The sequence below is a fragment of the Streptomyces sp. NBC_01707 genome, from assembly GCF_041438805.1.
GTDB lineage: Bacteria > Actinomycetota > Actinomycetes > Streptomycetales > Streptomycetaceae > Streptomyces.
In genome coordinates this window covers 6,355,545-6,381,451 of sequence record NZ_CP109190.1, presented here as the reverse complement: position 1 = coordinate 6,381,451, position 25,907 = coordinate 6,355,545, and the positions used below count along the sequence as shown (strand labels likewise).

Here is a 25,907-nt window from a genome sequence, read left to right as displayed (position 1 = left end):
AAGGGACGCATCGGTGCTGGTTAAGACCGGCCCGCGGTCCGGAGGCGGCGGCGCTGCCGGACCACCCGGCGGCGGCGCCCGCCCTGCCCGGGCCCACGCCCGTCGAGCCAGATCCAGATGCGGACCTCCGTGCCGCCGAGCACCGACCGCCCGATCCGCACATCGCCACCGGTGGACTCCGCGACGCGGCGGACGATGTCGAGCCCGAGCCCGGTCGAGCCCACCGAGGCCCGCTCCCCTCCCCCACCGCTTCCGCCGCGCGTCAGCGCCGCCTTGGGGTCCGCTATGCCACCGCCCGCATCCGAGACCAGCACGATCACGGCGTCGCCGCTGTGGTGCACGTCGACGGCGAAGGCGGTGCCCTCCTGGGTGTGCCGGAAGACGTTGCCGAGCAACGCATCGAGTGCGGCGACGAGTTCGGGCCGGGCGACGGGGATGCGTACCGTACGGTCCACTCCCGCGAGGCGCACCTCGCGCCCCTCGTCCTCGGCGAGCGCCGACCAGAAGTCCATCCGCTCGCGGATCACCTCTGAGGCATCGCAGCCGGCCCCGGGTCCGCTGTTCAGCCCCTGGGTCTGGGGGCGCTGTTCGCGGGCGGTGCGGATGATCGTGTCGACCTCGTGCTCCAGCTGCTCGACGGCTGCCCGGGTCTGCTCGGCGGCCGGGCCCTCACCGAGCGAGGCGGCGTTGAGGCGCAGGACGGTGAGCGGGGTGCGCAGCCGGTGCGAGAGGTCGGCGGCCAGTTCCCGTTCGTTGGCGAGGAGCTGGACGACCTGGTCGGCCATGGAGTTGAACGCGACGGCGGCGGAACGCAGTTCGGTCGGCCCCTCCTCGCGGACCCTGGTCCCCAGCCTGCCCTCCCCCAGGTCGTGGGCGGCGCCCGCGAGCCGCTGGGCGGGCTTCACCATCCGTACGCCGAGCCGGTCGGCGACCGCGACCGAGCCGACGATCAGCGCGATGCCCACGCCCGCCAGCATCAGCCAGGCGGTGGCGACCCCGTTGGACTCCTCGCCCTCGGGTACGAACACCTCGACGACGGCGATGCCCCCCGACCCCAGCGCGGTCGGCTGGAGCAGTGCGGAACCGCCGGTGACCTCGCTGATCGAGGCGCGCCCCGAGGTGCGTACGGTCTCCACGTCCTTGCGGGTGGCGCGCCGGGTGCCGATCTCCACCGGCCGGCCGTCCGACTCCTCGGATGCGGGGACGTGGACGGCCATGCGGCCCTCGCCGCCCGGCTCGGTGGTGAGGACGGCCGTCTCCAGTTCGGCACGGTCGGTGGTGATGGACAGGGTCGGACCGATCGTGGCGGCCTGCCGCTCGGCGTCGGAGAAGGCCCGGTCGCGGGCCATCTCCTTGATGACCAGGCCGAGCGGTACGGCGAAGGCGATGACGACCATCGCGGTGACGGCCAGACAGACCTTGACCAGGGCCCATCTCATACGGACTGCTCCGGGTCGGGCCGTTGCACCGCGGGCGGCTGGAGTTTCACTCCGACACCGCGCAGGGTGTGCAGATAGCGCGGCCTGGCCGCCGTCTCCCCCAGCTTGCGTCGCAGCCAGGAGAGATGGACGTCGATGGTCTGGTCGTCGCCGTACGACTGCTGCCAGACCTCGGCCAGGAGTTCCTTGCGCGGGACGACGACCCCGGGACGCCCGGCGAGGAAGGTGAGCAGATCGAACTCGCGGCGGGTGAGGTCGAGTGCGGTGCCGTCCAGTTCGGCCTGGCGGCGCAGCGGATCGATGGAGAGTCCGCCGACCTGGATGACGCTCGGCGGCGGCGCCTCACCCCCGGCGGCGCGCGAACGGCGCAGCACGGCGGCCATCCGCGCCGACAGGTGTTCCACCGAGAACGGCTTGATCAGGTAGTCGTCGGCGCCGTCGTTCAGCAGCCGGACGATCTCGCTCTCGTCGTCCCGCGCGGTCGCGATGATCACGGGTACGTCGGTGATGCCGCGGAGCATCTTCAGCGCCTCGGATCCGTCGAGGTCGGGCAGCCCGAGATCGAGGATGACCACATCGAATCGGAAGTGGGCGACTTCGCGCAGCGCTTCCAGCGCGGTACCGACACTCCGTACCGTATGGGAGGCCTCGGTCAGGTGCCGGATGAGGGCGGAACGTACGAACTGGTCGTCCTCGACCACGAGCACACTTGGCATGGGCGGCACCGTACGCCATCGACCGGCCCGCGGTCCTGTCCGTGGGGGTACGGGGACAGTACGGGGCCCTGTGGTGCAGGATGTGCCGGATGCAACGAGGACTCGTACACGCGCTCGCGTGGTCGCTCGCCACCGGCGCTGCGGTCACGCTGTCGTGGTGGGGCGTGCACACGGTGATGGCGGGGACGGCGTACGACCCGCCGCGCGCGGTGCCCATCTCCGCGAGCGCCCGTGACAGCCACAGCGGGGCGGACGCGTTGTCGTCCTCGACGAGGCGCCCGCCGTCGTCGCCGGCACCGACGCCGAGCAGTACCCCTCGTACCACCCCGAAGCCGTCCCCGACCCCTCCCCGGCAGCCGTCCCGCACCCCTTCGAGCAGCCCCGCGTCCACGCGCCCGCCCGAGCCCTCCGGCACGGTCAGGAGCTACCCGACGGACGGCGGACGGGTCGTATTCGAACTCGGCACCGACTGGGCGAAGCTCGTCTCGGCCACACCGGATCCGGGCTGGTCGATGCGGGTCTGGACGAACACGGACTGGATCCGGGTGAACTTCACCACCGACGAAGGGACGACGGTGTCGGTCTTCTGTACCTGGAACGGCCATCCGCCGATGGTCGAGATCGTCTGATCAGCCGCCGCTCACTCGAAGGCGGAGGGCGGAGGCGCGGGTGACGGACGGGCGTCCGCATCACTCACCGCCGCCGCGCCACCGGTGAAGTCGGCGAGCTCCTTGCCGTGTTCGACGCGTCCGGGGTGCGGGTCGGTGGCGACCCGGCGGGTCAGTTCGGCCACCTTGAGCGGGAGCGCCGAGGCGAGCAGCACGGCGTTGCCGAAGCGGCGGCCGCGCAGCACGGCCGGATCGGCCGCGAGTGCCAGCTCGGGGAAGACGGTGGCGGCGGTGGCGATCTGGCCGCGCAGATGGGCCAGCGGCGGGCCGTCGGCGAGGTTGGCCACGTACTGTCCGGCGGGCTTCAGGACCCGGCGTACGTCGGTGAGGAACTCGGCGCTGGTGAGGTGGGCGGGCGTACGGGCTCCGCTGAAGACATCGGCGATGACGAGATCCGCCCAGTCGTCCGGGATCTTCCCGAGCCCGGCGCGGGCGTCGGTGGAGCGGACCCTGATCCGGGCCTGCGGGTCCAACGGCAGCTCCCGACGCACCAGTTGGACGAGCGCTGCGTCCAACTCGACGATCTGCTGGGTGGAGCGCGGCCGGGTCGCCGCGACGTACCGGGCGAGGGTGAAGGCGCCGCCGCCCAGGTGCACGACGTGCAGGGGCTGCCCCGCGGGGGCTGTCAGATCGGCGATGTGGCCGATCCGGCGCTGGTAGGCGAAGGAGAGATGAGAGGGGTCGTCGAGGTCGACGTGGGACTGCGGGGCGCCGTCCAGGGTCAGCGTCCAGGCGTGCGGCCGCTCCCGGTCGGGGATCAGCTCGGCGAGGCCGCCGTCGACGGTCTCGGAGAGGGTCTCCGGCTTGCGGTCGGACTTGCGGTCCGCTCGTTTCCGGCCGCCCGCGCCTCCGCTCGACGCACCTCGACGTGCCACTGACGCTCGTCCCTACTCACTGCTCATCGCCCGGGCCGGTGCAGGACCGGCAGCGGCGGGGAAACCCGCCCACCTGGCCATTATGGGCTCAGCAGCAGTTGTCGGCCGCCTCGATCAGCCGGGCTGCCTGGTCGAGTGCGGCGCGCAGCGCGGCCGGGTCGGTGACCCGGGCGTCGGCGGCGGGCGGCAGCAGCCAGCCGCTCCCGGAGACCGGCGGCTCGGCGGGGACGCGCAGCCCACGGCCGTTCGTCTTCGTACAGGCACTGCCCGGTACGTCCCAGGCCTCCGCGGTGCCGGGCGGCACCAGGAAGCCCAGGGTGTCGCAGGTGCCGTCGTGCAGGACCGGGCCGACGGCCTCCTGATCGGCGCCGCGGCGCAGGATGTCCACGGCCTCCAGCCCCTGGCGGGCCGGAACGGTCACCAGGTCACAGGGGCCGCCGACGGGGGCGTCAGGGGGATCGCACTCCGGGGTCCCGGGATCGGCTTTCGCCGTACGGGTGGTGGCAGTACTGGTCGTCGCCGTCCGGGACGCCGAAGTCGTCCGCGAGCCGGCCTCCGTGCCGAGATGCAACAAGGGACCTCTCCTCTCATCGCCGGGCGGAGCCAGACTCCGTCTCCGCATGGACCAACGCGTCGACTACGTCAAGGGCTACGGTGCCGCACCGCCGCAAAGGGTGGCAGTTCATGGCGGATCGTGGGTGAGATATCCGTTTTGTAGGCAAACGCTGCGTGTGTGCGTCGTCACAGCAGGTACGTTCTTGCCCCGCCGGACACCGGAATCAGGCGCCCGGCTTGCACCAGAGAGGGCCCAGCCATGGTGTCGACAGGGGCAGTTCCCAACCTCGCCTTCCGGCGGCTGCGCGGACCGCGCTCCGCCGGGGAGTTCGCTGCCGCGGTACGCAGGTCCGCCCGCGAGATCGGCGAGCAGGTCGCGTGCGACGCCCGGTACATCGGACGCGTGGAGTCCGGCGAGATCCGCTGTCCCAACTACGCGTACGAACGAGTCTTCCTGCACATGTTCCCCGGGGCGACCCTGGCGGACCTGGGCTTCTCGGCACGCGAGTCCGTACGCGGCCGGGCGGCGAGAACCACCGGCCACGCGCCCGACCGCCCTGATACCCCACCACCCCCCACGCTCCAGAGCGACACCGACGAGGAGAGCGACGTGCTGCGTCGCGTATTCATGACGAGCGGCACCACCGCGATGGCGGCCGCATCCCTGGGCCTCGGCCTCGGCACCACGACCATCGTCGCCGCTGCCCTGCCCGCTCAACGGCGAGTCGGCGAGGCCGAGGTGACGGCCGTCGAGAAGGCGGTACGGCAGATCCGGCTGCTGGACGACCGGCACGGCGGCGGCGGCCTCTACCGGCGGGCCGCGCAACCGCTGCGGGCCGCTTACGCGCTGCTGGACGAGGGAACCGTCACCCGCCGGTCCACCTCCGACCGGCTGCACGCAGGGGCCGGCGAACTGGCCATCTCGGTGGGGTGGCTGGCGCATGACTCGGGACGCTTCGACGACGCCCGCTCGCACTACGCGGAGGCGCTGGCCACGGCTCGGCTGGCCGGGGACCCGGCACTGGAGGCGCACGCGTTCTGCAATGCGTCGTTCCTGGCGAGGGACACGGGGCGGCCCCGTGAGGCGGTACGCGCGGCGGAGGCCGGGCAGCGGGCGGCGGGACCACTGGGTTCCCCACGACTGCTGGCGCTGCTCGCGCTGCGGGAGGCGGGGGGCCGGGCCGGGCTCGGCGACCGGAGCGGTTGCGAACGGGCGCTGGGGCGGGCGCACACGGCATTCGGCCAGGGGGAGTCCGATGCCGACCCGGAGTGGATGACCTTTTTCCGGGAGGCGGAACTGGAGATGCTGGAGGCGCAGTGCTGGTCGGCCCTGGGCGACTGGCCGCGGGCGGCCCGCCATGCGCGGCGGGCCACCCGGCTCCAGGATCCGCACTTCACCCGGAACCTGGCGCTTTACCGCGCCGAGCTGACGACGGACCTGGCCCGGGCCGGGGCCGCGGCGGAGGCGGCCACGGCGGGTCAGCAGGTGCTGGACCTGCTGACCCAGGTCCAGTCCTCCCGCATCCGGGCGATGCTGGCGGCGGCGGTGCAGGTGCTGCGGGCTCAGCGGGGGTCACCGGAGGTGACGGAGTTCCTGGAGCGGTACGGAGATTCAGGGGCGGAGGTGTAGGCGGGGTGCCCCCACGCGACGCGCGTCCCGGTCCGGTGCACCGGTTCCGCCCTCGGTCGCCGGACGGGCCGGTTCCGGCCGCGCGGGACGGGACCGGGCGACGGTTGCGTCACCCGCGGGCCACGGTTCGGGGCCCGCGATCGAGGGCACCACGCGGCCGATCGGGGCAGGATCTCACCGGTCCAAATGGCCCGTGTCGTTCCAGCGTTCGAGGGCCGGTGCCCCATATGCCCATCCGAGCACCGATAGCGACGTCGGGTCCAGGCGGATGCGCGACGCGAACGACACGTCCTCGCCCAGCCAGCGCGCCCCCAGCGCCCGCAGGATGTGACCGTGCGCGAAGACCAGCACGTCACGTTCGGCCGAGCGCGCCCAGTCGACGATCTCGTCCGCACGGGCGGACAACTCGGACAGGGTCTCGCCGTCCGGAACCCCGTCGCGCCAGATGAACCAGCCCGGCCGGACCGCCTGGATCTCGGCCGGTGTCATGCCCTCGTACGCCCCGTAGTCCCACTCCATGAGCACGTCCCACGGCTGCGCCCGGTCGGCGAAGCCCGCGATGTCGCAGGTCTCCCTGGCGCGGACGAGCGGACTGGTGCGGACCTCCAGGCCCGGCAGGTCCGCCCACGGTCCGCGGTGCAGCCGCTCGCCCAGCAGCTTGGCGCCCGCGCGGCCGGTGTCGAGCAGAGGAATGTCGGTCCTGCCGGTGTGATTGCCCTTGACGGACCATTCCGTCTGGCCGTGCCGGGCGAGCAGGATACGCGGTGCCATGACGGCTCTCCCTGAATCTTGGTTCGGAGAAAACGACAACAGGGACGGGTGCTCCGCCTTTTCCATCATCGCTCACGTGTCCGGCAGGCAACCTCCGGGGCCGAACAGGCGTCCCCTTCCCCGCGGAGAAATCTCCGTACGAACCGGGGCATCCGCAGGGGTACCCCCGGGGAAAACACGGCCGATCTGCGCCGTACGGTTGAACGGCCGCCCTCGGTCGCATGAACACATGATGGAGAGCTTCCGAATGCCGCTTGCCACCGCGCCCGCGCCGAGCCACCGGCCTCGCTGGTGGGCCGAGCTGCCGCTGATCGCGGTCATATACGCGGTCTACTCGGCGGGCCGGCTGCTGGTTCGCAGCGACGTGTCGACCGCTGTGGACCACGGGCTGCGGATACTACATCTGGAGAAGACCCTCTTCCTCAACGCCGAGCACCCGCTCAACCGGCTGATGACCGCCCACCCGTCCATCGGCATACCCGCCGACTTCGCCTACGCCTCGCTGCACTACCTCGTCACCCCGGCCGTCCTGATCTGGATCTACCGGCGCCGCGCCGCCGTGTACCGCACCGCCCGCACCTGGTTGATGACCTCCACACTGCTCGGCCTGATCGGCTTCGCGCTGCTGCCGACCTGCCCGCCGCGGCTGCTGCACGCCACGCACGGCTTCGTCGACACGATGGCCCAGTACAGCTCGTACGGCTGGTGGGGCACCGAGGCGAGCGCGCCGCGCGGGATGGGCTGGATGACCAACCAGTACGCCGCGATGCCGAGTCTGCACGTCGGCTGGGCGCTGTGGTGCGGGGTCCTGCTCTGGCGTCACGCGCGGCACCCGCTGGTACGCGTCGCGGGCGTCGTGTACCCACTGGTCACCACGATCGTCGTGATGGGCACGGCCAACCACTACTTCCTCGACGCGGTCGCGGGCGCCGCCGTCATGACCGTCGGAGCGCTGCTGACCGGGCCGGTCGTGCAGCTCGCGGACCGGGTGCGGGCCGCGGTACAGGCCCGGTTCGCACCGGCCGATCCGGCCACGAAGTCCCCGATTGTCAGTGCCGGATGCAAGACTTCCGCGGGTGAGCGAATCCCCGGCCAGCGGACCTCCTCCGCAGACTCCACCGACGACGCAGCATCGGGCGACGCCGCAGACGACGGCGCTCCGGCAGCGGCTCGCTGAGCTGCGCGGTCCGGCCGTCGCCCCGCATCCGCTCGATGCCCGCGCGCTGGCCGCCCTTGCCGCGAACCCCGGCTGCAAGCGACGCGCCCTGCTGGACGGTGCCGGGGTGGACAAGGCCGCGCTGGCGACGGCGCTCGGCTCCCCCGCCGCGTTCGGCCAGTCGCAGTTCGCGTTCATGCGGGGCAACGCATTCGAGGCGAAGGTCAAGGCCGACGGCGGTACGGAGCTGATGCGGCTGCTGCACGAGCGGCTCGGCGGCGGCAGTGAGGCACCGCGCGAGGTCCTGGTACCGGATCTGACGGCGGCCGGTCCCGAGGGGCGCGCGGCCCGTACGGCGCTGGCGCTGCGGGAGGCGACGGGGGCGGGCGGCTGGGCGCTGCTCGACCATCCGATGCTGGCCCTGGAGGTGGCGGGCTCGCCCGCCTATCTGGAGCCGGACGCGGTGGTCGTGCACCCCGACGGCCGGTGGACGGTTGTGGAGATCAAGTCGTTCCCCATGATCGACAGTTCCGCGGACGCCGCGAAGGTCGGCGCGGCGGCCCGGCAGTCCGCGGTGTACGTCCTGGCGCTGGAGCGGATCGCGGCGGTCACACAGGGTGCGGAGGTCGGCCACCGGGTGCTGCTGGTCTGCCCGAAGGACTTCTCCAATCTCCCGACGGCGTCGGTGGTGGATGTGCGCAAGCAGCGTGCGGTCACCCGCCGTCAGCTGACCCGGCTGACCCGGATCGAGGAGATCGCGGCCGCCCTGCCCGAGGGCACCACCTTCGACCCTGAGTGTTCGCCGCAGGAGCTGACGGCCGCGGTCGAATCGGTCGCGGCGATGTACGCACCCGAGTGCCTGGCCGCCTGCGAACTGGCCTTCCACTGCCGGGCGAAGGCGCGCTCGGCCGGTGCGGTGCAGGCGCTGGGCCGGAGCGTCCGGGGCGAGCTCGGAGGTCTGACGACGGTCACCGAGGTACTGGCCGCGGCTGCGGGCAAGGAGGGCGACCCGGCGGATCCGACGGTCGCGGCCCTGCGCCGCGCGGCGGCCCTGCGCGCGGAGGCGCTGGAAAGAGTGCCCGGCCCGGCGGCTCCGGAGGGCGGAACGGTATGTCGCTGATCAGCACCCTGGCCCGGCTCGAGGCCGTGGAGAGCGGCCGGGCGCAGCCGATGGCCACCGTTCGGCATCGCCATCTCACCGGCCGGCCGCTCGTCCTCGTACCGCTGACCACCGCCGGTGAGGCGGGCGCCCCGCTCGGCGCGCTCGTGGGAACCGACCGGGACGCGCCGCGGCTGCTGACCGTGGCCCAGCCGCGCGACCGTGACCTGCGGTTCGCGTTCCTCGCCGACCTGGCCGAGGCTGTCCTGCCGCACATCGAGTCGTACGCGGACGTGGTCGAGCCGGCCGAGCGCAACGAGACCGATCCCGAGACCGGCAAGAAGGTCAAGGTCGAGGTCGAACTGTGCACGGATGCGCCGCAGTTGATCGTGCCGAGCCGGGCGGGTATCGACTTCGTACGGCTGCTGGGCCGTTCCATGCGGTTCCGGCGCACCGCCGAGGACGATCCGGACACCCCGTACCCCGCCCCGGCCCGTGTCCCACTGCTCGGCCGCTGGCTGACGCACTACGGGGAGCGGGCGCGGGTGCCGGGCTCCTCGCTGCTCCTCGCCGCGACCGATCTGCTGAACCGGCACTGGGCGAGCGGACAGTCCACGCTGGAGGACCAGCATCTGGGGGCTCTGCTCGCCTGGATCGACCCTCCGGCGGGCGAGTCCGGCGCCGAGGCCGCGCTCCGGGCCGAGCTGGAGCGGGACGACAGCGGCCGGCTGGTGTGCCCGCCGGCCGGTCCGGCCACGGACCCGGCGTTCGACAACCGGCTGCTCGCACCGGCGATCGAGAAGTACGACCGGGCGCGCACGGCACTCGCGGCGGCCGAGGACGGGCTCGCGGCCGACGCCCGGCTCGCCGAACTGACAGCGGCCGAACGGGAGATCGGATCGCTGCTCGCCGGCGTGCTGCGGCCGACCTGGGATGCGGTGTGGCGGGGCCTGGACCTGATGGCGCAGCTGCCGCCCGGATCCAGGGCCGAGGACCGCTGGACCCGGGACCGCTGGTCGTTCACCGGCCACCGGGACCGGGTGCGGTCCGGGGAGCCGCCGCAGCCACGCCGGGACGACGCGGTGACGGCAGCCCAGAAGCTGGCGTCCCGCGAGACGGCGCAGGCGCAGCTGGAGGCCCAGGAGGCGCTGGACGATCCGCTGGTGCTGGCCGGGCGGCGGCTGGCCGGCGAGGCGTTCGTCGGGGAGGTGACGGAGGTGGTGATGGCGTACAGCGAGTCGAAGCGGCCGTCGCCGCGCCCGCTGGTCACGGTCCGGACCGATGAGCGCCCGCATCTCGGTGAGCGGACGAAGGTGTACCGCTCGCTGGACGGCAGGCCGCAGACCGCCGAGTTCGTGGCGTACGCCTCCGAGGACTCCGCAGGACCGGACGAGGCCCTGCTCGTGCTGCGGATCACCGACCGGATGGGCCGGAGCAAGGAGCCGGCCCCGGGTTCGCTGCCGGAGCCCGGCGACCGGATCGCGTGGACGCTGTTCGAGCACGACCAGCGCGGCGGTCCGAAGCTGCCGGACCCGGAGGACACCCCTTGGACGCACGGCGGTCCGCCGGGCGCCGCCGCCGAGAACCCTGACCCCGTGACCGCGGAGGACCTTCTGTGACAGCCGTATTCGACCCGGGCGCGGCGGCGGGGCGGGCAACCACCGCGATCCTGGACGACACGCTGCACGGCACGGCACGCGGCATCGTGGTGGACTCCCCGCCGGGCGCGGGCAAGTCGACGCTCGTGGTGCGCGCCGCCCTCGAACTGGCAGCCGCCGGGCGCCCGTTGATGGTGGTCGCACAGACCAACGCCCAGGTCGACGACCTGGTGGTGCGGCTGGCCGAGAAGGACCCGGGGCTGCCGGTCGGAAGACTGCACAGCAATGACTCGGACCCGTACGACAAGGTGCTGGACGGCCTGGCCAACGTACGGAAATCGGCAAAGGCGGCGGACCTCGCCGGACTTGACGTCGTCATCTCGACGGCCGCCAAGTGGGCGCATGTGAAGAACGTCGAGCCGTGGGGGCACGCGATCGTCGACGAGGCGTACCAGATGCGCTCGGACGCGCTGCTGGCCGTCGCCGGGCTCTTCGAACGGGCACTGTTCGTCGGCGATCCCGGCCAGCTGGACCCGTTCTCGATCGTCGGCGCGGACCAGTGGGCGGGGTTGTCGTACGACCCGTCGGCGAGCGCGGTCTCCACCCTGCTGGCGCACAACCCGCAGTTGCCGCAGCACCGGCTGCCGGTGTCCTGGCGGCTGCCCGCGTCGGCGGCGCCGCTGGTCTCGGACGCGTTCTACCCGTACACCCCGTTCCGCAGCGGCACGGACCACGGCGACCGGCGGTTGTCGTTCGGTGTCGCGTCGGACGGCTCCGCCCCGGACCGGGTGCTGGACGAGGCCGCGGAATCCGGCTGGGGCCTGCTCGAACTTCCGGCCCGGCACACCCCGCGCACGGATCCGGAGGCGGTGCGGGCGGTGGCCCTGGTGGTGCGCCGTCTGCTGGACCGGGGCGGTGCGGCGACGAGCGAGCGCTCCCCCGAGCCCGCCGCGGTGACGGCGGACCGGGTCGCGGTCGGCACCGCCCACCGGGATCAGGCCGCGGCGGTACGAGCCGCGCTCGCGGAGCTCGGTGTGACGGGTGTGGCGGTGGACACGGCGAACCGGCTCCAGGGCCGCGAATTCGATGTGACGGTGGTCCTGCACCCGCTGTCCGGCCGCCCGGACGCCACGGCGTTCCACCTGGAGACGGGCCGGCTGTGCGTCCTGGCCTCGCGGCACCGCCATGCCTGCATCGTGGTCTGCCGCGAAGGCGTCGCCGACCTGCTGGACGAACATCCGTCGACGGAACCGGTCCAGCTGGGTGTCACGGTGAAGTTTCCCGACGGCTGGGAGGCGAACCACGCGGTCCTGGCACATCTCGCGGAACACCGGGTGCGCTGGGCGCCGTGACGTCGCCGGTGCGGCGGGCGCTGTGGCGCCCGGGCGCCCGGGCGCCGTGGCGCCGTGGCGCCGTGGCGCCGTGGCGCCGTGGCGCCGTGGCGCCGTGGCGCCGTGGCGCCGTGGCATCCGTCACGGCACCGGTGCGACGGTGGCCGTAACGTCGTCGGGCCGTGCGCGATGGGCCACCGTGGGGCGCACGTCGCGCCCGGGGGTGTGTTGGTGCACACCCCCGCGCACCGGACCCGCGCACCGCCCCGAAGCGCACTTGCGGCGGGTTGGACAATAGAGGGTGGCCGTCGGGCCCACCGAAGGAGGAACACCACATGGCACAACCCGAGCGGAACGAGCGGCAGCGGCTGCGCCCCGCGCCCCTGCTCTTCGAGCCGTCGGCGGCGGTCGCCGATCCCGAGCACTTCTTCGACCTGGAGTCGATGGACGACCCGCAGGAGATGCTGGACCGCGCCACCGAGCTCACCCTGGCATTCCGCGCCGCGACCGACCGCGCGGTCGAGTTCCAGGCGATCGCCGCTGCCCAGCTGGCCGACCCGCGCCGGTTCGACCGGCTGACCACCGCGGACATCGCGGAGCGCGCGGAGTGGACCGAGGACTACGCGAAGAAGATGGTCGAATTCGGCCGGAGCCTGCTGGGCGGCGCCAGACCGTGATGCCGGAGCGTCCGGCCCTTGCCCGGAGCTGACTCCGGGTACAGCCGCTGGCATATGCCCGCGGGCAAGATACTCCTCCCCCCACCACCCTGTCCCGATTTCCGGCAACTCTTGGAATCCGCACCGTCACTCCCGGTAGACCGGTGCACATGAGTGCATGGCTGCCAGACCAATCGACCCTGTACCCCGGCACCGGGTCCCACCGCAGCGTCGACATCTTCGCCGCCCTGCGGGACCGGACCGACGCCCAGGCCGGGCCTCAGCCCGGGAATCAAGCCGGGCATCAGACCGCGCAGGTCACCGCGGCGGGCGCCGCCTGGCTCGCCGGCGCCACGGCCTACCCGCACTCCACGCTCACCCAGTGGCAGGCCCACCCCGGCTCCCCCGGTGTGCTGCCGTGCGGCTCCGCGTTCGACGTGGTCAATGTGCCCGCGCTCTTCGGGCGACGGATGCTGGAGCACCTGTGGGCCGACGGGCCCGGTTCCGGTCCGGTCGCCTCTCACCGCGGGCGGATGCTGCTGTTCGCCGCTCCCGGGACCGCCCAGCGGCTGCCGTCGCTGCTCGACTGGGAGGAGTGGGGCAACCGCCCCGAGCCGGTGACGGAACACGACCCGCAGGCGCCCGACGACCAGGCGGACAGGTTCCCGCCGCTGCTCTGTCACGGCACCGGCGACGCGGTGACCGTCCCGCCCCTGGCCTGCGGTTCCACCTCTCCCGGGCCCCGGTGGGTGGTCGCCCCCGACACCCGTCACCCGTGGCTGCCGGGCCCCGACGTACTTCTCTGGGCCTGCGTACGCGTGACACGCTCGGCGCCCGCGTCGACGGCCAGGAATTCGATTTTTCCTCCCGCCGATCAGGATGCTAAGGTCTACGACGTCAGCAGGCGCCGCTAGCTCAGTTGGTTAGAGCAGCTGACTCTTAATCAGCGGGTCCGGGGTTCGAGTCCCTGGCGGCGCACAGACGGAAGAAGCCCCTCGCGCAAGCGGGGGGCTTCTTCGTTCCGCCGCCGGAGCGGTTGCTCACGTGCCGGTGGTGATCCTGACCGTCCACGCACCCGACGGCGTCCGGTCCGCGACCTCGACCCTGGTGTGCTCACCGGGAATGGTGTACGTCTCCCCGACCCGCAGCGGGGCGTCCGCGAGCGGTGGGTAGACCGACAGGTCCCAGCAGGCGTCGGTGCGGGGGTGGGTGTCGATGACATGGATGGGCCCGCCGCCGGACGACGTCCCGTTGCGGACCCGGTAGATCAGCACCCCTTCGCTGCAGGTCGACCGGTCGTTGCCGGTGGCGCTGCGGGCCTCCATCGCCACCACGCCGCCTTCCCCGGTCCTGATCACCGCGAGCCGCGTCCCGAGGGACGCGCCACGTGCCGGGGTGGCGGCCATCGACTCCAGGGTGATGTCCTGCTTGCGCTGGATGCACACCACCTGCCCGCGGTCCAGCCAGCCCAGCTTCCACTTCTGCCAGCCGAACAGGTCCGGCGCGAGACCGAACTGGCTGCCCATCACGTCCCAGTCGCCGACGTACGTGTCCCAGTCGCCCTTGCCGTCCGTCGGCCGGTGGTAGAGGTCCGGCAGGTCGAAGACGTGCCCGGTCTCGTGGGCCAGCACGTTCCGGTCCGGCGGGTGCTGTTCGAAAACGGTGACGACACGTCTGATGTCCGTACCGTCGGCGTGCAGCGGCTGGTCGAAGTTGACGACCTTGGTGGCATCGGAGTCGACGCCGGGGGCGTCCGGGTCGGCGACCAGATAGACGATGTCGTACTTAGAGAAGTCGACCTGGTCGTCGGCCGCGGCGATCGCGTCACGCAGATACTCGCTGCGCCGGCTGTCGTCCCAGTCACGCTTTATCCCGTAGGCGGTGGAGCTCCGGGGCATCTGGATCCAGTGCCGCTGCGGGTGCGGGCGCAGGGTGAACTTCCCGTACGAGGCACGCTGGAAGAACTGGGTGGTCGCCGGGAAGTAGTCGGCGGCCAGCTCGGCGGGGGTGGTGACGGGGCGGGCGTCCGTGAAGGAGAGGAAGATCATGACCGCGTCGAGCGGGTGGTCGGGGCGCGGGTAGGCGTCGTTCCAGTCCCCCACGCCCAGCGAGTGGTGCACCTCGGTCCGGGGCAGGGCGCACGGGCCGGCCGCTCCGGTGGCGGCCACCGCCGGACCGGCGACAAGAGAGATGGCGGCGAGCGCCAGAAGCGCGATCAGCCCTGCCAGTACACCACGCGGACTCGGCCTCTCCACTCCCGCGAGTCTGCGCTTATGCGGCACATCGACCTCCGGTGCGGGATGCGGGACTCGCAACCCAGCCTGTGCCGGTTTGGTGGTGTACGCCCTGTTGTGCTGCCCCACTCGGGTAAACAGACCGCCACCCGGTGACTTTTCACGGACAGTCATAATCGATCACCGCAACTGCGCAAGACGGACTCAAGATCGACTGGAGAGAACAGAGCCGCGCAGAAACAATCAGTCATGGGCAAACCGGATCGGCGCGCGAATGGTCCATGCGGGGCGATCCGCGGGCCCGGAACGGGAGCGGAGCTGGAACGGGCCGGACGACAACCTCTATGCTTCACCACGCTTTCCTGCGTGATTTCCGCCCCGACAGCGGCACTCCACGCGGCGGGCCCAGTCCGACCACATCTGTTCAGGACAGAACTGCACGGCGGGAGCGAGCGGTGAGCGAAACCTCCGAAGGGCCGAGGCCCCCGGCAGGCGCAGCGCCCCCTACCGCGCGACCGCCGGTCACGGAGCGTCATACGGATCCCGTGCCGGCACGGGCCGGAAACGGGATCGCGCACATGCCCGGAGCCGGGCTCGCAGACGGAACGGCTGACGGCATCGACGGGTCCGAGCCGGTGGGCCGGGGCGCCGACTACCGGGCCGCCTTCCGGGCCGCCACCCTTCCGATGGCGGTCGTCGACCACGAAGGCCTGATCCTCACCGCCAACGACGCCCTCGGCACGCTGCTCGGTGCCGCCCCCGCGGCGCTGACCGCGCAGTCCGCGTCCGATCTGCTCGACGTCTCCTCGGACGGGCGCACCTGGCATGCGTACCGTGAGGTGCTGCGCGGCCGGCGCTCCCGGTTCCGCTGCACGCGCAGGCTCAAGCACCCCGACGGGCGCTCGCTGTGGGCCGAGATCACCGTGGCACCGATGACGCAGACGCCACCCGGTTCCTCCGCCGGTTCCTGTCCCGTGCTGCTCTCCGTCGCCGACATCAGCGACCGACGCGAGCTGCAGAAGCGGCTGCGCCACCTCCAGATGCACGACCCGGTGACCCGGCTGCCCAACCGGACGCTGTTCTTCGAACGCCTCTCGGCAGCCCTGGAGACCCCGCCGGACCAGGACGCTCCCCGGCGGCACGGCCGGATCGGGCTCTGCTACCTCGACCTGGACGGGTTCAAGGCCGTCAACGACACGATGGGCCACCGGGTCGGCGACCGGCTGCTCGCCGCCGTCGCCGCCAGACTCACCGACTGCGCCGAACAGGAGAACCAGCACCGCAGCGGCGCCTCACTCGTGGCGCGCCTCGGCGGCGACGAGTTCGCCATCCTCGTCGAGGAGTCCGCCGGTACGCAGCAGCTCACCGATCTCGCCCGCGCGGTGCTCACCGCCCTGCAGAAGCCGTTCGACCTGGCCGGGCAGCGGCTGGCCGTATCGGCGTCGATCGGCGTGGTGGAGCGGGCCGCGGCCGGCACCTCGGCGACCGGTCTGATGCAGGCCGCCGACACCACGCTGTACTGGGCGAAGGCGGACGGGAAGGCCCGCTGGACCCTCTTCGACCCCGAACGCAACGCCCACCGGATGACGCGGCAGGCGCTCTCGTCCACACTGCGGCCCGCCGTCGAGCGCGGCGAGTTCACCATCGAGTACCAGCCGCTGGTCGGGATGGCGGACGGGGTCGTACGCGGGGTGGAGGCCCTGGTCCGCTGGAACCACCCGCAGTTCGGCATGCTCTCGCCGAATCGGTTCGTCGCGATCGCCGAGGAGGACGGTTCGATCGTCCAGCTCGGCCGGTGGGTGCTGCAGTCGGCATGCCGCCAGGCACGGCGGTGGCAGCTGGACCATCCGACCGAGCCGCCGCTGTTCATCAGCGTCAACGTCGCCGTACGGCAGGTCTGGGACTCGGACCTGGTGACCGATGTCGCGGAGATCCTCGCCGAGACCGGCCTGGCACCGGGCCTGCTGCAGCTCGAACTGACCGAGTCCGCGGTGATGGGCTCGGCGGGACGCCCGCTGGAGGCGCTTCAGGCGCTCAGCGACATGGGCGTCCGGATCGCCATCGACGACTTCGGGACCGGCTACTCGAACCTGGCCTATCTGAGCCGGCTGCCGGTGTCCGTACTGAAGCTGGACGGCTCGTTCGTACGTGGCTTCCGTTACGACGACGGCACGCACCCCAGCCCCGCCGACGAGACGATCGTCGAGGCGATGGTGCAACTGGCGCACCGGCTGGGCCTGACGGTCACCGCGGAGTGCGTGGAGACCGCGGGCCAGGCGGAGCGACTGCGCCGGATCGGCTGCGACACCGGCCAGGGCTGGCTCTACTCACGAGCGGTGGCCCCGGAACGCATCGCAGAACTGATCGGCGCCGGATCCCTGCAGCGCTGAGCCCCCGCGACAGCCCCAAGCCCACCCACGCACATCGAGCCCGCCCACCAAAACCAAGCCCGCCCGGCGCTTGAGGGCACCTGCGAGCCCGCCCACCAAAACCAAGCCCGCCCGGCGCTTGAGGGCACCTGCGAGCCCGCCCACCAAAACCAAGCCCGCCCGGCGCTTGAGGGCACTTGTCAGCCCGTCCGGCGCTTGAGGACAAAGCGGTCAGGCGGACGAACCCGCCCAACCCTCAGCCACGCAACCCATACGCATCCGCGATCAACTCATAACTCCGCACCCGCGCCCCACCCCCATGCGCATTGGCAGTGATCATCAACTCATCCGCACCGGTCCGCTTGGCCAGGTCGTCCAGCCCGGAGCGGACCTCGTCCGCCGTTCCATGGATCACATTGCCGAGCCAGCTGTCGACGAACTCGCGCTCCATCGGAGTGAAGGCGTACGCCTCCGCCTCCTCGGGGCTCGGGATGAGACCGGGCCGGCCGGTGCGCAGACGGACCATCGACAGCGCACCGGTCAGCACCTGGCGCCGGGCCTCGCGCTCCTCGTCGGCGGCCAGCGCCGAGACGCCGATCAGGGCGTACGGGGCGTCGAGCACCGCGGAGGGCTTGAACGACTCCCGGTACAGGTCGAGCGCCGGAATCGTGTTCTGCGCCGAGAAGTGGTGAGCGAAGGCGAACGGCAGACCGAGGACACCGGCCAGCCTCGCGCTGAAGCCGGAGGAGCCCAGCAGCCAGATCGGCGGGCGGCCGGTGGGGCCCTGCACCGGGCCCGGGACCGCGTGGATGCGGGCGTACGGGTGACCGTCGGGGAAGTCGTCGTCCAGGAACCGGGTCAGCTCGGCAAGCTGCTGCGGGAAGTCGTCGGCGCCCTCGTTCAGCCGGTCGGTGCGGCGCAGGGCGGCGGCGGTCGCGCCGTCCGTGCCGGGCGCGCGGCCGAGGCCCAGGTCGATGCGGCCGGGAGCCATGGCCTCCAGGGTGCCGAACTGTTCGGCGATGACGAGCGGGGCGTGGTTGGGCAGCATCACGCCGCCGGAGCCGAGCCGGAGCCGCTCCGTGTGGGCGGCGAGATGGGCGAGGATCACGGCCGGGGACGACGAGGCGACGCCGGGCATGGAGTGGTGTTCGGCGACCCAGAGGCGGTGGAAGCCGCGGCGTTCGGCCAGTTGCGCGATGTCCACGCTGGTGCGGAGCGCCTGGGTCGCGGTGCGGCCCTGACCCACGCTGACCAGGTCGAGCACCGAGAGCGGCACGGGGGCCGTCCCCTCGGCCCGGCCGCGAATGTCGTCGCCTCGGTTCTTGTCCACGTGAAGGCCTCTCCGGTGATGCGCTGGCGTCTGGACGCGTACGTCCGGGGGTGACTAACAGGAGGTTGTCTCCGTTTATTCCCCGGCCGGTCACTACGCCACCGGGGCCGGCGGCGCTTCCCGGGTGGCGAAGAGCGTGCCCAGCTGCGGCGCCCAGGTACGGCGGCGAGCCAGCCGCAGCGCCTCGAACACCGCCACCTGATTGGCGGTGAGAACCGGCTTCGCAAGAAGTTCTTCCAGGTCACAGATGTGCGCGGCGGTGTGTAGCGCGGTGTCCGGCACCAGTACGACGTCCGCGGCCGGTCGGTCCGCGGCGACGACGAGCTCCTTCAGCCGCTCCGGGCCCCACACGGCGGCCTCGGCGGCGGAGGTGACGCCGCCGCTGTGCGTGGCGACCACGTCGATGCCCGCGGCGGCCAGGAACTCACTGAAGAGCCGGGAGATCTCCTCGGGGTAGGTCGCGGCGACCGCGACGCGGGCGGCGCCCAGCGCCCGTACCGCCTGGACGAAGCCGAGCGACGCGCTGGAGGCGGGCAGTCCCGCCGCCCGGGCCAGGGAGGTGGTCTGCCCATGGGCCCCCTCCCAGCCGTACACGAAGCTCCCGCCGGTGCTGGCCCAGACCACCGACTCGACACCGGCACGCCGCAGCTCCTCGACACCCGCGGCGAGGCGTTCGGGCTCTCCCATCTTTCGCAGGGTGTCGGGGCGCCGGTCGTCCTCACCGGGTTCGGTGCGGTTCACGACCAGTCTGATCGTGGTGTCGAGGATGACCTCCATCCGTGGGAACTCGTCCTCCGCGAAGTGGCCCGGGTAGAGGAATCCGACGGTCGTCATGTCCACCCTCCTGCACTGCTGGACCGGTGTACTGGCGCTACTGCCCCTCCCTGCCCAGTATTCCCCTCGGCACCCGCCGCCCACATTCCCGTTGACGGAGCAAGGCCGGGGTGCGAGCGTGGTCAATCCTCACATCTCAGACACAGCGGAGCCGTCGTCTCTCATGCCAGAGCCCACCCTGCTCGTCCTGGACACCGCCCCTTCGCCGCGTCTCGGCCGGCTGACCGGACGGGTCCGGATCCGGTACACGGACGAGGCCGGCCTCGCCGGGCAACTGCCGCATGCCGATGCTCTGCTGGTGTGGGACTTCGCCTCCGACGCGGTACGCGCCGCCTGGCCGGGCGACGGCCCGCGGCCCCGCTGGGTGCATACGGCGAGCGCGGGCGTGGACCGGCTGCTCTGCCCGGAGCTGGCCGCGTCCGACACCGTACTGACCAATGCGCGGGGTGTCTTCGAGCGGCCGATCGCCGAGTACGTCCTGGGTCTGGTGCTGGCGTTCGCCAAGGACGTCCCCGGCACACTGGAGCTGCAGCGGCAGCGGCGGTGGCGTCACCGTGAATCGCAGCAGGTCGCGGGCGCCCGCGCGGTGGTGGTCGGAGCCGGGCCGATCGGCCGGGAGATCACCCGGCTGCTGATGGCGCTGGGGGTCCAGGTGGCGCTCGTCGGGCGTACCGCGCGCCGCAGCATCCACGGCGCCGAGGATCTGGACCGGCTGGCGGCGCTCGCCGACTGGGTGATCTGCGCGGCACCGCTGACGGAGCGCACGCGCGGGATGTTCGACGCACGTTTCTTCGGGCTGATGCAGCCGTCGGCCCGCTTCATCAATGTCGGGCGCGGGCCGATGGTCGTCGAGGACGATCTGGCCGACGCGCTGCGCAGACGGTGGATCGCGGGCGCGGCACTCGATGTGTTCGCACACGAACCGCTGGATCCGGGCAGCACGCTGTGGGACGTGCCGGGACTGATCGTGTCCCCGCACATGAGCGGCGACACCGTCGGCTGGCGGGACCGGCTGGGCGAGCAGTTCGTGGAGATGTACGAACTCTGGGCAGCCGGGAAGCCCTTGCCGAACGTGGTCGACAAGCGGCTCGGGTACGTCCCCGCCGGGGACCGGATCGAATGACCCCAACCGAGCGGGCAGGATGACCACTTCAGCCACCCATGACGGACATCTCCACATGACGGTCGGTCATGACCCGTTCCGCCCCAAGAAATACGCGCTGCGCACCGGTCGTCGCGCTCCGCCCACATGGGGACACGGAAGGGTCACGTCCCAGTCACCGTTTGATTGCATGCAGCCTCTTCCTGCATAGGCGCACGGGATCGGGCAGGCGCTGCACCTGTCCGGACTGTTCGACCCCTCCAGGAGACTGCGAACCATGGCTGACTTCCCGAACCTGTCCCGTCGGGGCTTTCTCAACCGATCGGCGGCCGTAGGTGGTCTGCTCGTCGTACCCGGTCTGCTCTCCGCGTGCAGCAAGACGGACGCCGGTTCCGCGGATGGTGCGGGGGCGCTGGAGGCGCTCCGCAAGCAGGGGTTCGTCCGGGTTGCGTACGCCAACGAGGCCCCGTACGGCTACATGGAGGGCAAGCAGCTCAAGGGCGAGGCGCCCACCCTGCACCGGGAGATATTCAAGGCGCTCGGCGTCGACGAACTGAAGCCCACCCTCTCCGAGTGGGACGGGCTGATCCCCGGGCTGCAGGCGGGCAAGTACGACGTGGTCAGCGCCGGCATGGCGATCACGCCCGAACGTTGCGCCAACGCCATCTTCTCCGAGCCCGAGTTCATCTCGCCCACCGCTCTGATGGTGAAGAAGGGCAACCCGAAGAAGGTCACCGATCTGGCATCGGCGAAGGCCGCCGGGATCGTCGTCGGCGTGATGTCGGGCGCCGTCGAGGGTTCGTACGCCGAGGGGGCCGGCATCCCCAAGGACAGGATCAAGTCGCTGCAGAAGCCCCAGGACGGCGCCGACGCGGTCAAGGGCGGCCGGATCGACGCGTTCCTGCTCACCGGAATCTCGCTGCGCTGGCTGGCGAGGACCAACCCCGGCACCGAGGTCACCGAGGCCTTTCTGCCGGAGCTTGACGGCAAGCGGCAGTACAGCCCCGGCGGAGCCGTCTTCCGGAAGGGCAACGAGGATCTGCGGGACGCCTTCAACCGCGAGCTGAAGAAGATCGTCTCGGACAGGTCGCGCTATGTCGGCCTGCTCCAGGAGTACGGCTTCGGAGCCACCGAGCTGCCACCGACGACCCTGAAGACGGCCGATCTGTGCAAGGGCTGACAGGGACGGACCCCACCGCATGAGTGATTTCTTCTCCGCCTTCGTCGACGATCTGCCGCAGCTGCGCTCGGGACTGTGGGTGACCCTCCAGGCGACCGTCCTGGGGGCGTTGCTCGCCCTGCTCCTGTCCTTCGTCCTCGGTCTGATGTCGGTCAGCCGGCAGCTGGTGGCGCGCGGCGTGTCACGCGTGGTCGTGGAGTTCTTCCGCGGTACCTCGCTCTACATCCAGCTGTTCTGGCTCTACTACGCGATGCCGCCGCTGACGGGGTACGAACTGACACCGCTGCTCTGCGGCGTCGTCGCCTTCGGCCTCAATTACGGCGCGTACGGCTCCGAGGTGGTGCGCGGCGCGATCAGCTCCGTACCCCGTGCCCAGTACGAGGCGGCGGTCGCGCTGAACATGACGCCGCTGTACCGGATGCGGAAGGTGATCATTCCGCAGGCCTGGGTGCAGATGATCCCGTCCTTCACCAATCTGCTGATCCAGCTGCTGAAGTGCACCCCGCTGCTGTGGCTGATCTCCGCGGCCGACCTGATGACCGTGATCCAGCAGCTGCGCGACCGGACCGGTGAGACGCTCACCGCCTACATGACCCTGCTGGTCGCCTACTTCGTCCTCGCCTACGCGCTGACTCTGCTGATGAACCTGCTGGAGCGGAGCGCCAAGCGACGGCTGGGCCTGGCCACCGGTGCGGGCTCGCTGCTGCGCAGCCGCAGCGCGACGGAGGCCGTCGCCTCCGCGACCGGAGGTGCCCGGTGAACGGCTTCGACTGGAACGCCGCCCGGGACGCACTCCCCCTGGTGCTCGAGGGTTTCCGGGTCACGCTGCTCGCGACCGTGCTGGGCACGCTCGTCGCCGCGGTCCTCGGGCTCGCCATCGCGGTCGCCGGACGGGCCCCGAGCAGGTTGGTGACCGTGCCGGTGCGGGTCGTGATGGAATTCATCCGGTCCACCCCGCTGCTCGTGCAACTGGTCGGCGCGGCAGCCCTGTTCACCGCGGTGGAGCCGCTGACGATCGGCATTGCGGTGCTGGGCGTCCACTACGCCGCGTACACCTCCGAGGTGTACCGCGCCGGGATCGACGGTGTGCCGAAGGGCCAGTGGGAGGCCTGCCGGGCGCTCTCACTCACCCCCCGGCGGACCTGGCAGGCCGTGATCCTGCCGCAGGCGGTGCGCAATGTGCTGCCCGCCCTCGGCAACTACGCGATCTCGATGTTCAAGGAGACCCCGTTCCTCGCCGTGATCACGGTGCAGGAAATGGTCTTCGAGGCCCGTAAGTACGGCGCCGATCACTTCGCCTACACCGAGGCGTTCACGCTCGCCGGACTGGTCTTCCTGGTCGCGAGCTACCCCACCTCGCTGCTGATGAGAAAGCTGGAGAAGCGCCTTGGCCACTGAACCCCTCCCCCTGCAGAAGGCGGCCGCCGAGGCCCCGGTGGACATCGCCCCGGTCCCTGCCGCGTCGCAGACCGGCCATCCGCTGGTCCGCTTCGACAACGTCGTGAAGCGGTACGGCGACCATGTCGTCCTCGACGGGCTGGACTTCTCGGTGCGGCGCGGCGAACACGTCACGCTCATCGGACCAAGCGGCTCGGGCAAGACCACCATCCTGCGGCTGCTGATGACGCTCGAGAAGGTCAGTGACGGAGTGATCTGGGTGGACGGCGACCCGCTGTCCCACGTCAGGGCTCCCGACGGCTCGCTGCGGCCGGCGACCGAGAAGCATCTGCGCGAGGCCCGGACGAAGATCGGCATGGTCTTCCAGCAGTTCAACCTCTTTCCCCACATGAAGGTGTTGCAGAACATCACCGAGGCACCGGTGAGCGTGCTGGGCATGGACCGGGACGAGGCGGAGACCCGCGCCCGTGAACTGCTCGATCTGGTGGGGCTCTCGGGAAAGGTCGACGCACACCCTTCCCAGCTCTCCGGCGGCCAGCAGCAACGGGTCGCGATCGCACGCGCGTTGGCCATGCAGCCGGAGATCCTGCTCCTGGACGAGGTGACGTCCGCGCTCGACCCGGAGCTCGTGGCGGGTGTGCTCGACCTGCTGGGCGACATCGCGCGAAACACCGACATCACGATGCTCTGCGTGACCCACGAGATGAATTTCGCCCGGGACGTCTCGGAGAAGGTGCTGATGTTCGACGCAGGGCGGGTGGTGGAGGCCGGTTCGCCGGAAAAAATCTTTTCCGACCCCGAGCACGAACGTACGCGCGAGTTCCTCGACGCGGTGCTGTGACCTCGCCCTCCCTCGGCCGCTAATGACTTTGGCATATGCCAGACGGGTGCAGCCCAGCTGACAGCGCCAGGGCGTCTCGTCAAGTCGTCAACGGACCCCCCTCAAACGCCATTTGGCGGCTATCGTGGTGCGGAAGCTTGCGGTTACAACCTGGTCTTGCGGTCACAACCTGGTAGGGGGAAACCGTGGCGTTGAAGCCCGAACCGACCGCACCGTTCCACTCGGTGCAGTACGCCCTTCGCGTTCTCGAAACGGTCTCCAAGCACGGCAACGGCGTTCTGGACGCCCAGATCTCCCGCGAGACGGGGCTGCCGGCCGGGCATCTCGCCCCGCTGCTGCTGATGCTGCGCCGCGAGGGCTATGTCGAGCAGGTCACCGACGGCGCCTATGTCATCGGCGCCTCGCTCCTGCTGCTCGGCTCCGGCGCCAGCCGCAGGCAGGCCCTGGAGACCAAGCTTCAGCAGACCCTGGACCAGCTGCGCGACTCGGTCGGCGCCGCCGTGTACATCAGCCGGTACGTCGACGGCGAGATCCGGGTCACCCAGTACGCCGACGGTCCACGCACCCCCGCGGTCAACGAGTGGGTCGACTTCCGGTCCGCCGCGCACGCCAGCGCGATCGGCAAGTGCCTGCTGACCCAGCTCGACCAGAACGGCCGGCGCGACCACATCTCGCGCCACAAGATCGCCCGGCTCACCTCGCGGACCATCACCAACGAGAAGGTCCTGTTCTCCAAGCTGGACAGCCAGCCGGCGACGGTCCCGGTGCTCGACCTCCAGGAGTACGCGGTGGGAACGGTCTGCGCGGCCGTCCCGCTGACGGCGGGCTCCTCGGCCGGCTGCCTGGCGCTCTCGCTTCCGGTCGAGGACGCACACCGGCTGCGCTCGGCGGCGGACACACTGAACCGGCGGGCCGCACCGGTCCTGTTGTCACTGGCGCTCTGAGCACGAGTTCCGACAGTTCCTGGGCGGTCTGCTACGCCTTCAGTCTGGCGCCGACGGGCCGGTGGTCGCTGCTGGTCGCGGGGAGGGTCCAGGCGTCGGTGGGGGTGACGCCCCGGGTGAGGATGTGGTCGATACGGGCGACCGGGAACGCTGCGGGCCAGCTGAAGCCGAAGCCGGCCCCCACCTCGTCCTGGACAGATGCCAGCCGGGAGTTCAGGGAGGCGAGGCCCCGGTCGGTGGTGGCGCCGTTGAGATCTCCCATCAGGAGGATCTTCTTCTGCCGTTCCTGGTCGACCGCGTGATCGAGCGCGGTCAGGACCTGGTCGCGCCGTGCGATGGTGAAGCCGGAGACGCCGACCCGGACGGAGGGCAGGTGCACCACGTAGACGGCGAGCGGTCCGCCCGGCCCCTGGACCCGGGCGCGTAGGGAGCGGCTCCAGCCGGGGTCGATGGTGACGCGCTCCGAATCCGTGATCGGGTAGCGGCTCCACAGGGCGACGGTGCCGATGTGGACCGAGTGCGTGAGCCGGCGGCCCAGCACCTTCTGGTAGGCGGGCATCGCGTCATCGGTGACCTCCTCCAGAGCCACCAGGTCGGGGTCGGCGGCAAGCAGCGTCCGGGCGGTCCCGGCAGGGTCCGGGTTGGCGGCACCGACGTTGTGCGTGACGACCGTCAGGTCCGGCTCGACATCCGGCTGCCCGCCGAGAAACAACTGCCCGAACATCGCAGCCCACACGGCAGCGACCAGGAGCGCGGCTACGCCGGCCGGCACCGACCTGCGGAGCAAGGCGGCCGACAGCAGTACAGGCACGGCCAGACCTGTCCAGGGCAGCAGAGTTTCGAGCAGACTGCCCGGATTGCCGACCGAGTTGGGCACCAGCGAGTGGCCGACCAGCACGGTCCCCGTCATGACCGCCAGGGCGGTCGGAAGCCGGCCCTTGCGCCACCCCTGGCCGCGGGTGTGCCGATCGGACATGTGGTCCGGCCGGTCGCCGGCTTGTTCGTCCGGCACGGGTGCCGCCTCGGGAACGGCCGACTGTGCGCGCTCGGCGTCGGTGGACGGAATCTGGGTGGGGTCGAAGAACCCGCCACCGATGTACACATCCGGGTAGGGGTCCTCGTGCAGGTCGGGCACGTCGTGTCCTTCAGACAAAGGGGGGTGGGTCCGGACCGGCTCGGCG

General features: G+C 71.4%; 24 protein-coding genes and 1 tRNA gene. 16 read left to right on the top strand and 9 right to left on the bottom strand.

Translation table 11 applies throughout. The features are described 5' to 3' along the window. Positions 1 to 20: 20 nt before the first annotated feature. Positions 21 to 1,439 (bottom strand): HAMP domain-containing sensor histidine kinase, encoded by a 1,419-nt coding sequence (locus OG963_RS28670; RefSeq protein WP_093776947.1) that lies wholly within the window; start codon positions 1,437 to 1,439, stop codon positions 21 to 23. Further along, entirely contained in the window at positions 1,436 to 2,155 is a 720-nt protein-coding gene (locus OG963_RS28665; protein WP_093776945.1) for a response regulator transcription factor, read from the bottom strand. The genes OG963_RS28670 and OG963_RS28665 overlap by 4 nt, the downstream gene beginning before the upstream one ends. A gap of 89 nt (positions 2,156 to 2,244) precedes the next feature. Between OG963_RS28665 and OG963_RS28660 the strand changes: the two genes are divergently transcribed. Then, positions 2,245 to 2,784, top strand: coding sequence for a hypothetical protein (locus tag OG963_RS28660; protein WP_093776943.1), 540 nt, complete (start codon positions 2,245 to 2,247; stop codon positions 2,782 to 2,784). 11 nt (positions 2,785 to 2,795) lie between these two features. Here OG963_RS28660 and OG963_RS28655 read toward each other — a convergent pair whose 3' ends face one another. Then, complete coding sequence (locus OG963_RS28655; protein ID WP_030923382.1) at positions 2,796 to 3,698, bottom strand: spermidine synthase; 903 nt, start codon at positions 3,696 to 3,698, stop codon at positions 2,796 to 2,798. A gap of 88 nt (positions 3,699 to 3,786) precedes the next feature. Then, positions 3,787 to 4,269 carry a hypothetical protein gene (locus OG963_RS28650; protein WP_371126460.1) on the bottom strand — a complete coding sequence of 161 codons (483 nt, stop codon included), beginning with the start codon at positions 4,267 to 4,269 and terminating at the stop codon, positions 3,787 to 3,789. Positions 4,270 to 4,512: 243 nt separating this feature from the next. On the opposite strand from OG963_RS28650, the gene OG963_RS28645 reads away from it, so the two are divergent. After that, on the top strand, positions 4,513 to 5,883 hold the full coding sequence (locus tag OG963_RS28645; protein ID WP_371799610.1) for a tetratricopeptide repeat protein: 1,371 nt from the start codon (positions 4,513 to 4,515) through the stop codon (positions 5,881 to 5,883). Between the two features lie 174 nt (positions 5,884 to 6,057). Here OG963_RS28645 and OG963_RS28640 read toward each other — a convergent pair whose 3' ends face one another. Beyond that, positions 6,058 to 6,654: a histidine phosphatase family protein gene (locus OG963_RS28640; RefSeq protein WP_030923374.1), complete on the bottom strand. Its 597-nt coding sequence runs from the start codon at positions 6,652 to 6,654 to the stop codon at positions 6,058 to 6,060. Between the two features lie 247 nt (positions 6,655 to 6,901). On the opposite strand from OG963_RS28640, the gene OG963_RS28635 reads away from it, so the two are divergent. The 7 genes from OG963_RS28635 to OG963_RS28605 all read left to right on the top strand — a co-directional run bounded on the left by OG963_RS28635 (position 6,902) and on the right by OG963_RS28605 (position 13,472). Then, positions 6,902 to 7,831, top strand: a complete 930-nt coding sequence (locus OG963_RS28635; RefSeq protein WP_093777045.1) for a phosphatase PAP2 family protein — start codon at positions 6,902 to 6,904, stop codon at positions 7,829 to 7,831. Next, positions 7,731 to 8,930: a hypothetical protein gene (locus OG963_RS28630; protein WP_319325103.1), complete on the top strand. Its 1,200-nt coding sequence runs from the start codon at positions 7,731 to 7,733 to the stop codon at positions 8,928 to 8,930. Before OG963_RS28635 ends, OG963_RS28630 begins: the two co-directional genes overlap by 101 nt. Then, the gene (locus OG963_RS28625) at positions 8,921 to 10,528 is read left to right on the top strand and encodes a hypothetical protein (protein WP_371799609.1); all 1,608 of its coding nucleotides are present in this window, start codon (positions 8,921 to 8,923) and stop codon (positions 10,526 to 10,528) included. Before OG963_RS28630 ends, OG963_RS28625 begins: the two co-directional genes overlap by 10 nt. Next, complete coding sequence (locus OG963_RS28620) at positions 10,525 to 11,859, top strand: AAA domain-containing protein (RefSeq protein ID WP_030923363.1); 1,335 nt, start codon at positions 10,525 to 10,527, stop codon at positions 11,857 to 11,859. Before OG963_RS28625 ends, OG963_RS28620 begins: the two co-directional genes overlap by 4 nt. A gap of 314 nt (positions 11,860 to 12,173) precedes the next feature. Next, entirely contained in the window at positions 12,174 to 12,515 is a 342-nt protein-coding gene (locus OG963_RS28615; RefSeq protein ID WP_030923361.1) for a hypothetical protein, read from the top strand. 149 nt (positions 12,516 to 12,664) lie between these two features. Continuing rightward, positions 12,665 to 13,408, top strand: coding sequence for a hypothetical protein (locus tag OG963_RS28610; RefSeq protein WP_093776935.1), 744 nt, complete (start codon positions 12,665 to 12,667; stop codon positions 13,406 to 13,408). Continuing rightward, positions 13,399 to 13,472: transfer RNA gene (locus OG963_RS28605), tRNA-Lys, on the top strand. The genes OG963_RS28610 and OG963_RS28605 overlap by 10 nt, the downstream gene beginning before the upstream one ends. Positions 13,473 to 13,534: 62 nt before the next feature. On the opposite strand, the gene OG963_RS28600 is transcribed toward OG963_RS28605, so the two are convergent. Further along, on the bottom strand, positions 13,535 to 14,749 hold the full coding sequence (locus OG963_RS28600; RefSeq protein WP_030923354.1) for a M6 family metalloprotease domain-containing protein: 1,215 nt from the start codon (positions 14,747 to 14,749) through the stop codon (positions 13,535 to 13,537). Between the two features lie 434 nt (positions 14,750 to 15,183). Here OG963_RS28600 and OG963_RS28595 point away from each other — a divergent pair, with 434 nt between their 5' ends. Beyond that, positions 15,184 to 17,118 (top strand): putative bifunctional diguanylate cyclase/phosphodiesterase, encoded by a 1,935-nt coding sequence (locus OG963_RS28595; RefSeq protein ID WP_371799608.1) that lies wholly within the window; start codon positions 15,184 to 15,186, stop codon positions 17,116 to 17,118. 235 nt (positions 17,119 to 17,353) lie between these two features. On the opposite strand, the gene OG963_RS28590 is transcribed toward OG963_RS28595, so the two are convergent. Further along, on the bottom strand, positions 17,354 to 18,427 hold the full coding sequence (locus OG963_RS28590; protein WP_093776933.1) for an LLM class flavin-dependent oxidoreductase: 1,074 nt from the start codon (positions 18,425 to 18,427) through the stop codon (positions 17,354 to 17,356). A 93-nt stretch (positions 18,428 to 18,520) separates the two neighbouring features. Then, positions 18,521 to 19,261 carry a decarboxylase gene (locus OG963_RS28585; protein WP_319325104.1) on the bottom strand — a complete coding sequence of 247 codons (741 nt, stop codon included), beginning with the start codon at positions 19,259 to 19,261 and terminating at the stop codon, positions 18,521 to 18,523. 163 nt (positions 19,262 to 19,424) lie between these two features. Between OG963_RS28585 and OG963_RS28580 the strand changes: the two genes are divergently transcribed. From OG963_RS28580 to OG963_RS28555, 6 genes are all read left to right on the top strand, one after another. After that, positions 19,425 to 20,384 (top strand): D-2-hydroxyacid dehydrogenase, encoded by a 960-nt coding sequence (locus OG963_RS28580; RefSeq protein WP_093776929.1) that lies wholly within the window; start codon positions 19,425 to 19,427, stop codon positions 20,382 to 20,384. Between the two features lie 256 nt (positions 20,385 to 20,640). After that, positions 20,641 to 21,543: an ectoine/hydroxyectoine ABC transporter substrate-binding protein EhuB gene (ehuB, locus tag OG963_RS28575; protein WP_093776927.1), complete on the top strand. Its 903-nt coding sequence runs from the start codon at positions 20,641 to 20,643 to the stop codon at positions 21,541 to 21,543. Positions 21,544 to 21,562: 19 nt separating this feature from the next. After that, positions 21,563 to 22,303 carry an ectoine/hydroxyectoine ABC transporter permease subunit EhuC gene (ehuC, locus tag OG963_RS28570; RefSeq protein ID WP_093776925.1) on the top strand — a complete coding sequence of 247 codons (741 nt, stop codon included), beginning with the start codon at positions 21,563 to 21,565 and terminating at the stop codon, positions 22,301 to 22,303. Beyond that, complete coding sequence (gene ehuD, locus OG963_RS28565) at positions 22,300 to 22,941, top strand: ectoine/hydroxyectoine ABC transporter permease subunit EhuD (protein WP_030923333.1); 642 nt, start codon at positions 22,300 to 22,302, stop codon at positions 22,939 to 22,941. Before ehuC ends, ehuD begins: the two co-directional genes overlap by 4 nt. Then, entirely contained in the window at positions 22,931 to 23,782 is an 852-nt protein-coding gene (ehuA, locus tag OG963_RS28560) for an ectoine/hydroxyectoine ABC transporter ATP-binding protein EhuA (RefSeq protein WP_093930500.1), read from the top strand. Before ehuD ends, ehuA begins: the two co-directional genes overlap by 11 nt. Positions 23,783 to 23,967: 185 nt before the next feature. Beyond that, positions 23,968 to 24,726 carry an IclR family transcriptional regulator gene (locus OG963_RS28555; protein ID WP_030923329.1) on the top strand — a complete coding sequence of 253 codons (759 nt, stop codon included), beginning with the start codon at positions 23,968 to 23,970 and terminating at the stop codon, positions 24,724 to 24,726. A gap of 31 nt (positions 24,727 to 24,757) precedes the next feature. Here the strand turns inward: OG963_RS28555 and OG963_RS28550 are convergent, their stop codons facing one another. Then, positions 24,758 to 25,861 carry an endonuclease/exonuclease/phosphatase family protein gene (locus OG963_RS28550; RefSeq protein ID WP_371799607.1) on the bottom strand — a complete coding sequence of 368 codons (1,104 nt, stop codon included), beginning with the start codon at positions 25,859 to 25,861 and terminating at the stop codon, positions 24,758 to 24,760. Between the last annotated feature and the right edge of the window lie 46 nt (positions 25,862 to 25,907).

What these genes read in the sequence shown, in the direction of transcription:
- OG963_RS28645 (WP_371799610.1), top strand. Translation starts at nt 4,513, where the DNA reads ATGGTGTCGACAGGGGCAGTTCCCAACCTCGCCTTCCGGCGGCTGCGC.
- OG963_RS28660 (WP_093776943.1), top strand. Translation starts at nt 2,245, where the DNA reads ATGCAACGAGGACTCGTACACGCGCTCGCGTGGTCGCTCGCCACCGGC.
- ehuC (WP_093776925.1), top strand. Translation starts at nt 21,563, where the DNA reads ATGAGTGATTTCTTCTCCGCCTTCGTCGACGATCTGCCGCAGCTGCGC.
- OG963_RS28625 (WP_371799609.1), top strand. Translation starts at nt 8,921, where the DNA reads ATGTCGCTGATCAGCACCCTGGCCCGGCTCGAGGCCGTGGAGAGCGGC.
- OG963_RS28665 (WP_093776945.1), bottom strand. Translation starts at nt 2,155, where the DNA reads ATGCCAAGTGTGCTCGTGGTCGAGGACGACCAGTTCGTACGTTCCGCC.
- OG963_RS28635 (WP_093777045.1), top strand. Translation starts at nt 6,902, where the DNA reads ATGCCGCTTGCCACCGCGCCCGCGCCGAGCCACCGGCCTCGCTGGTGG.
- OG963_RS28580 (WP_093776929.1), top strand. Translation starts at nt 19,425, where the DNA reads ATGCCAGAGCCCACCCTGCTCGTCCTGGACACCGCCCCTTCGCCGCGT.
- OG963_RS28585 (WP_319325104.1), bottom strand. Translation starts at nt 19,261, where the DNA reads ATGACGACCGTCGGATTCCTCTACCCGGGCCACTTCGCGGAGGACGAG.
- OG963_RS28670 (WP_093776947.1), bottom strand. Translation starts at nt 1,439, where the DNA reads ATGAGATGGGCCCTGGTCAAGGTCTGTCTGGCCGTCACCGCGATGGTC.
- ehuB (WP_093776927.1), top strand. Translation starts at nt 20,641, where the DNA reads ATGGCTGACTTCCCGAACCTGTCCCGTCGGGGCTTTCTCAACCGATCG.
- OG963_RS28615 (WP_030923361.1), top strand. Translation starts at nt 12,174, where the DNA reads ATGGCACAACCCGAGCGGAACGAGCGGCAGCGGCTGCGCCCCGCGCCC.
- OG963_RS28610 (WP_093776935.1), top strand. Translation starts at nt 12,665, where the DNA reads ATGAGTGCATGGCTGCCAGACCAATCGACCCTGTACCCCGGCACCGGG.
- OG963_RS28640 (WP_030923374.1), bottom strand. Translation starts at nt 6,654, where the DNA reads ATGGCACCGCGTATCCTGCTCGCCCGGCACGGCCAGACGGAATGGTCC.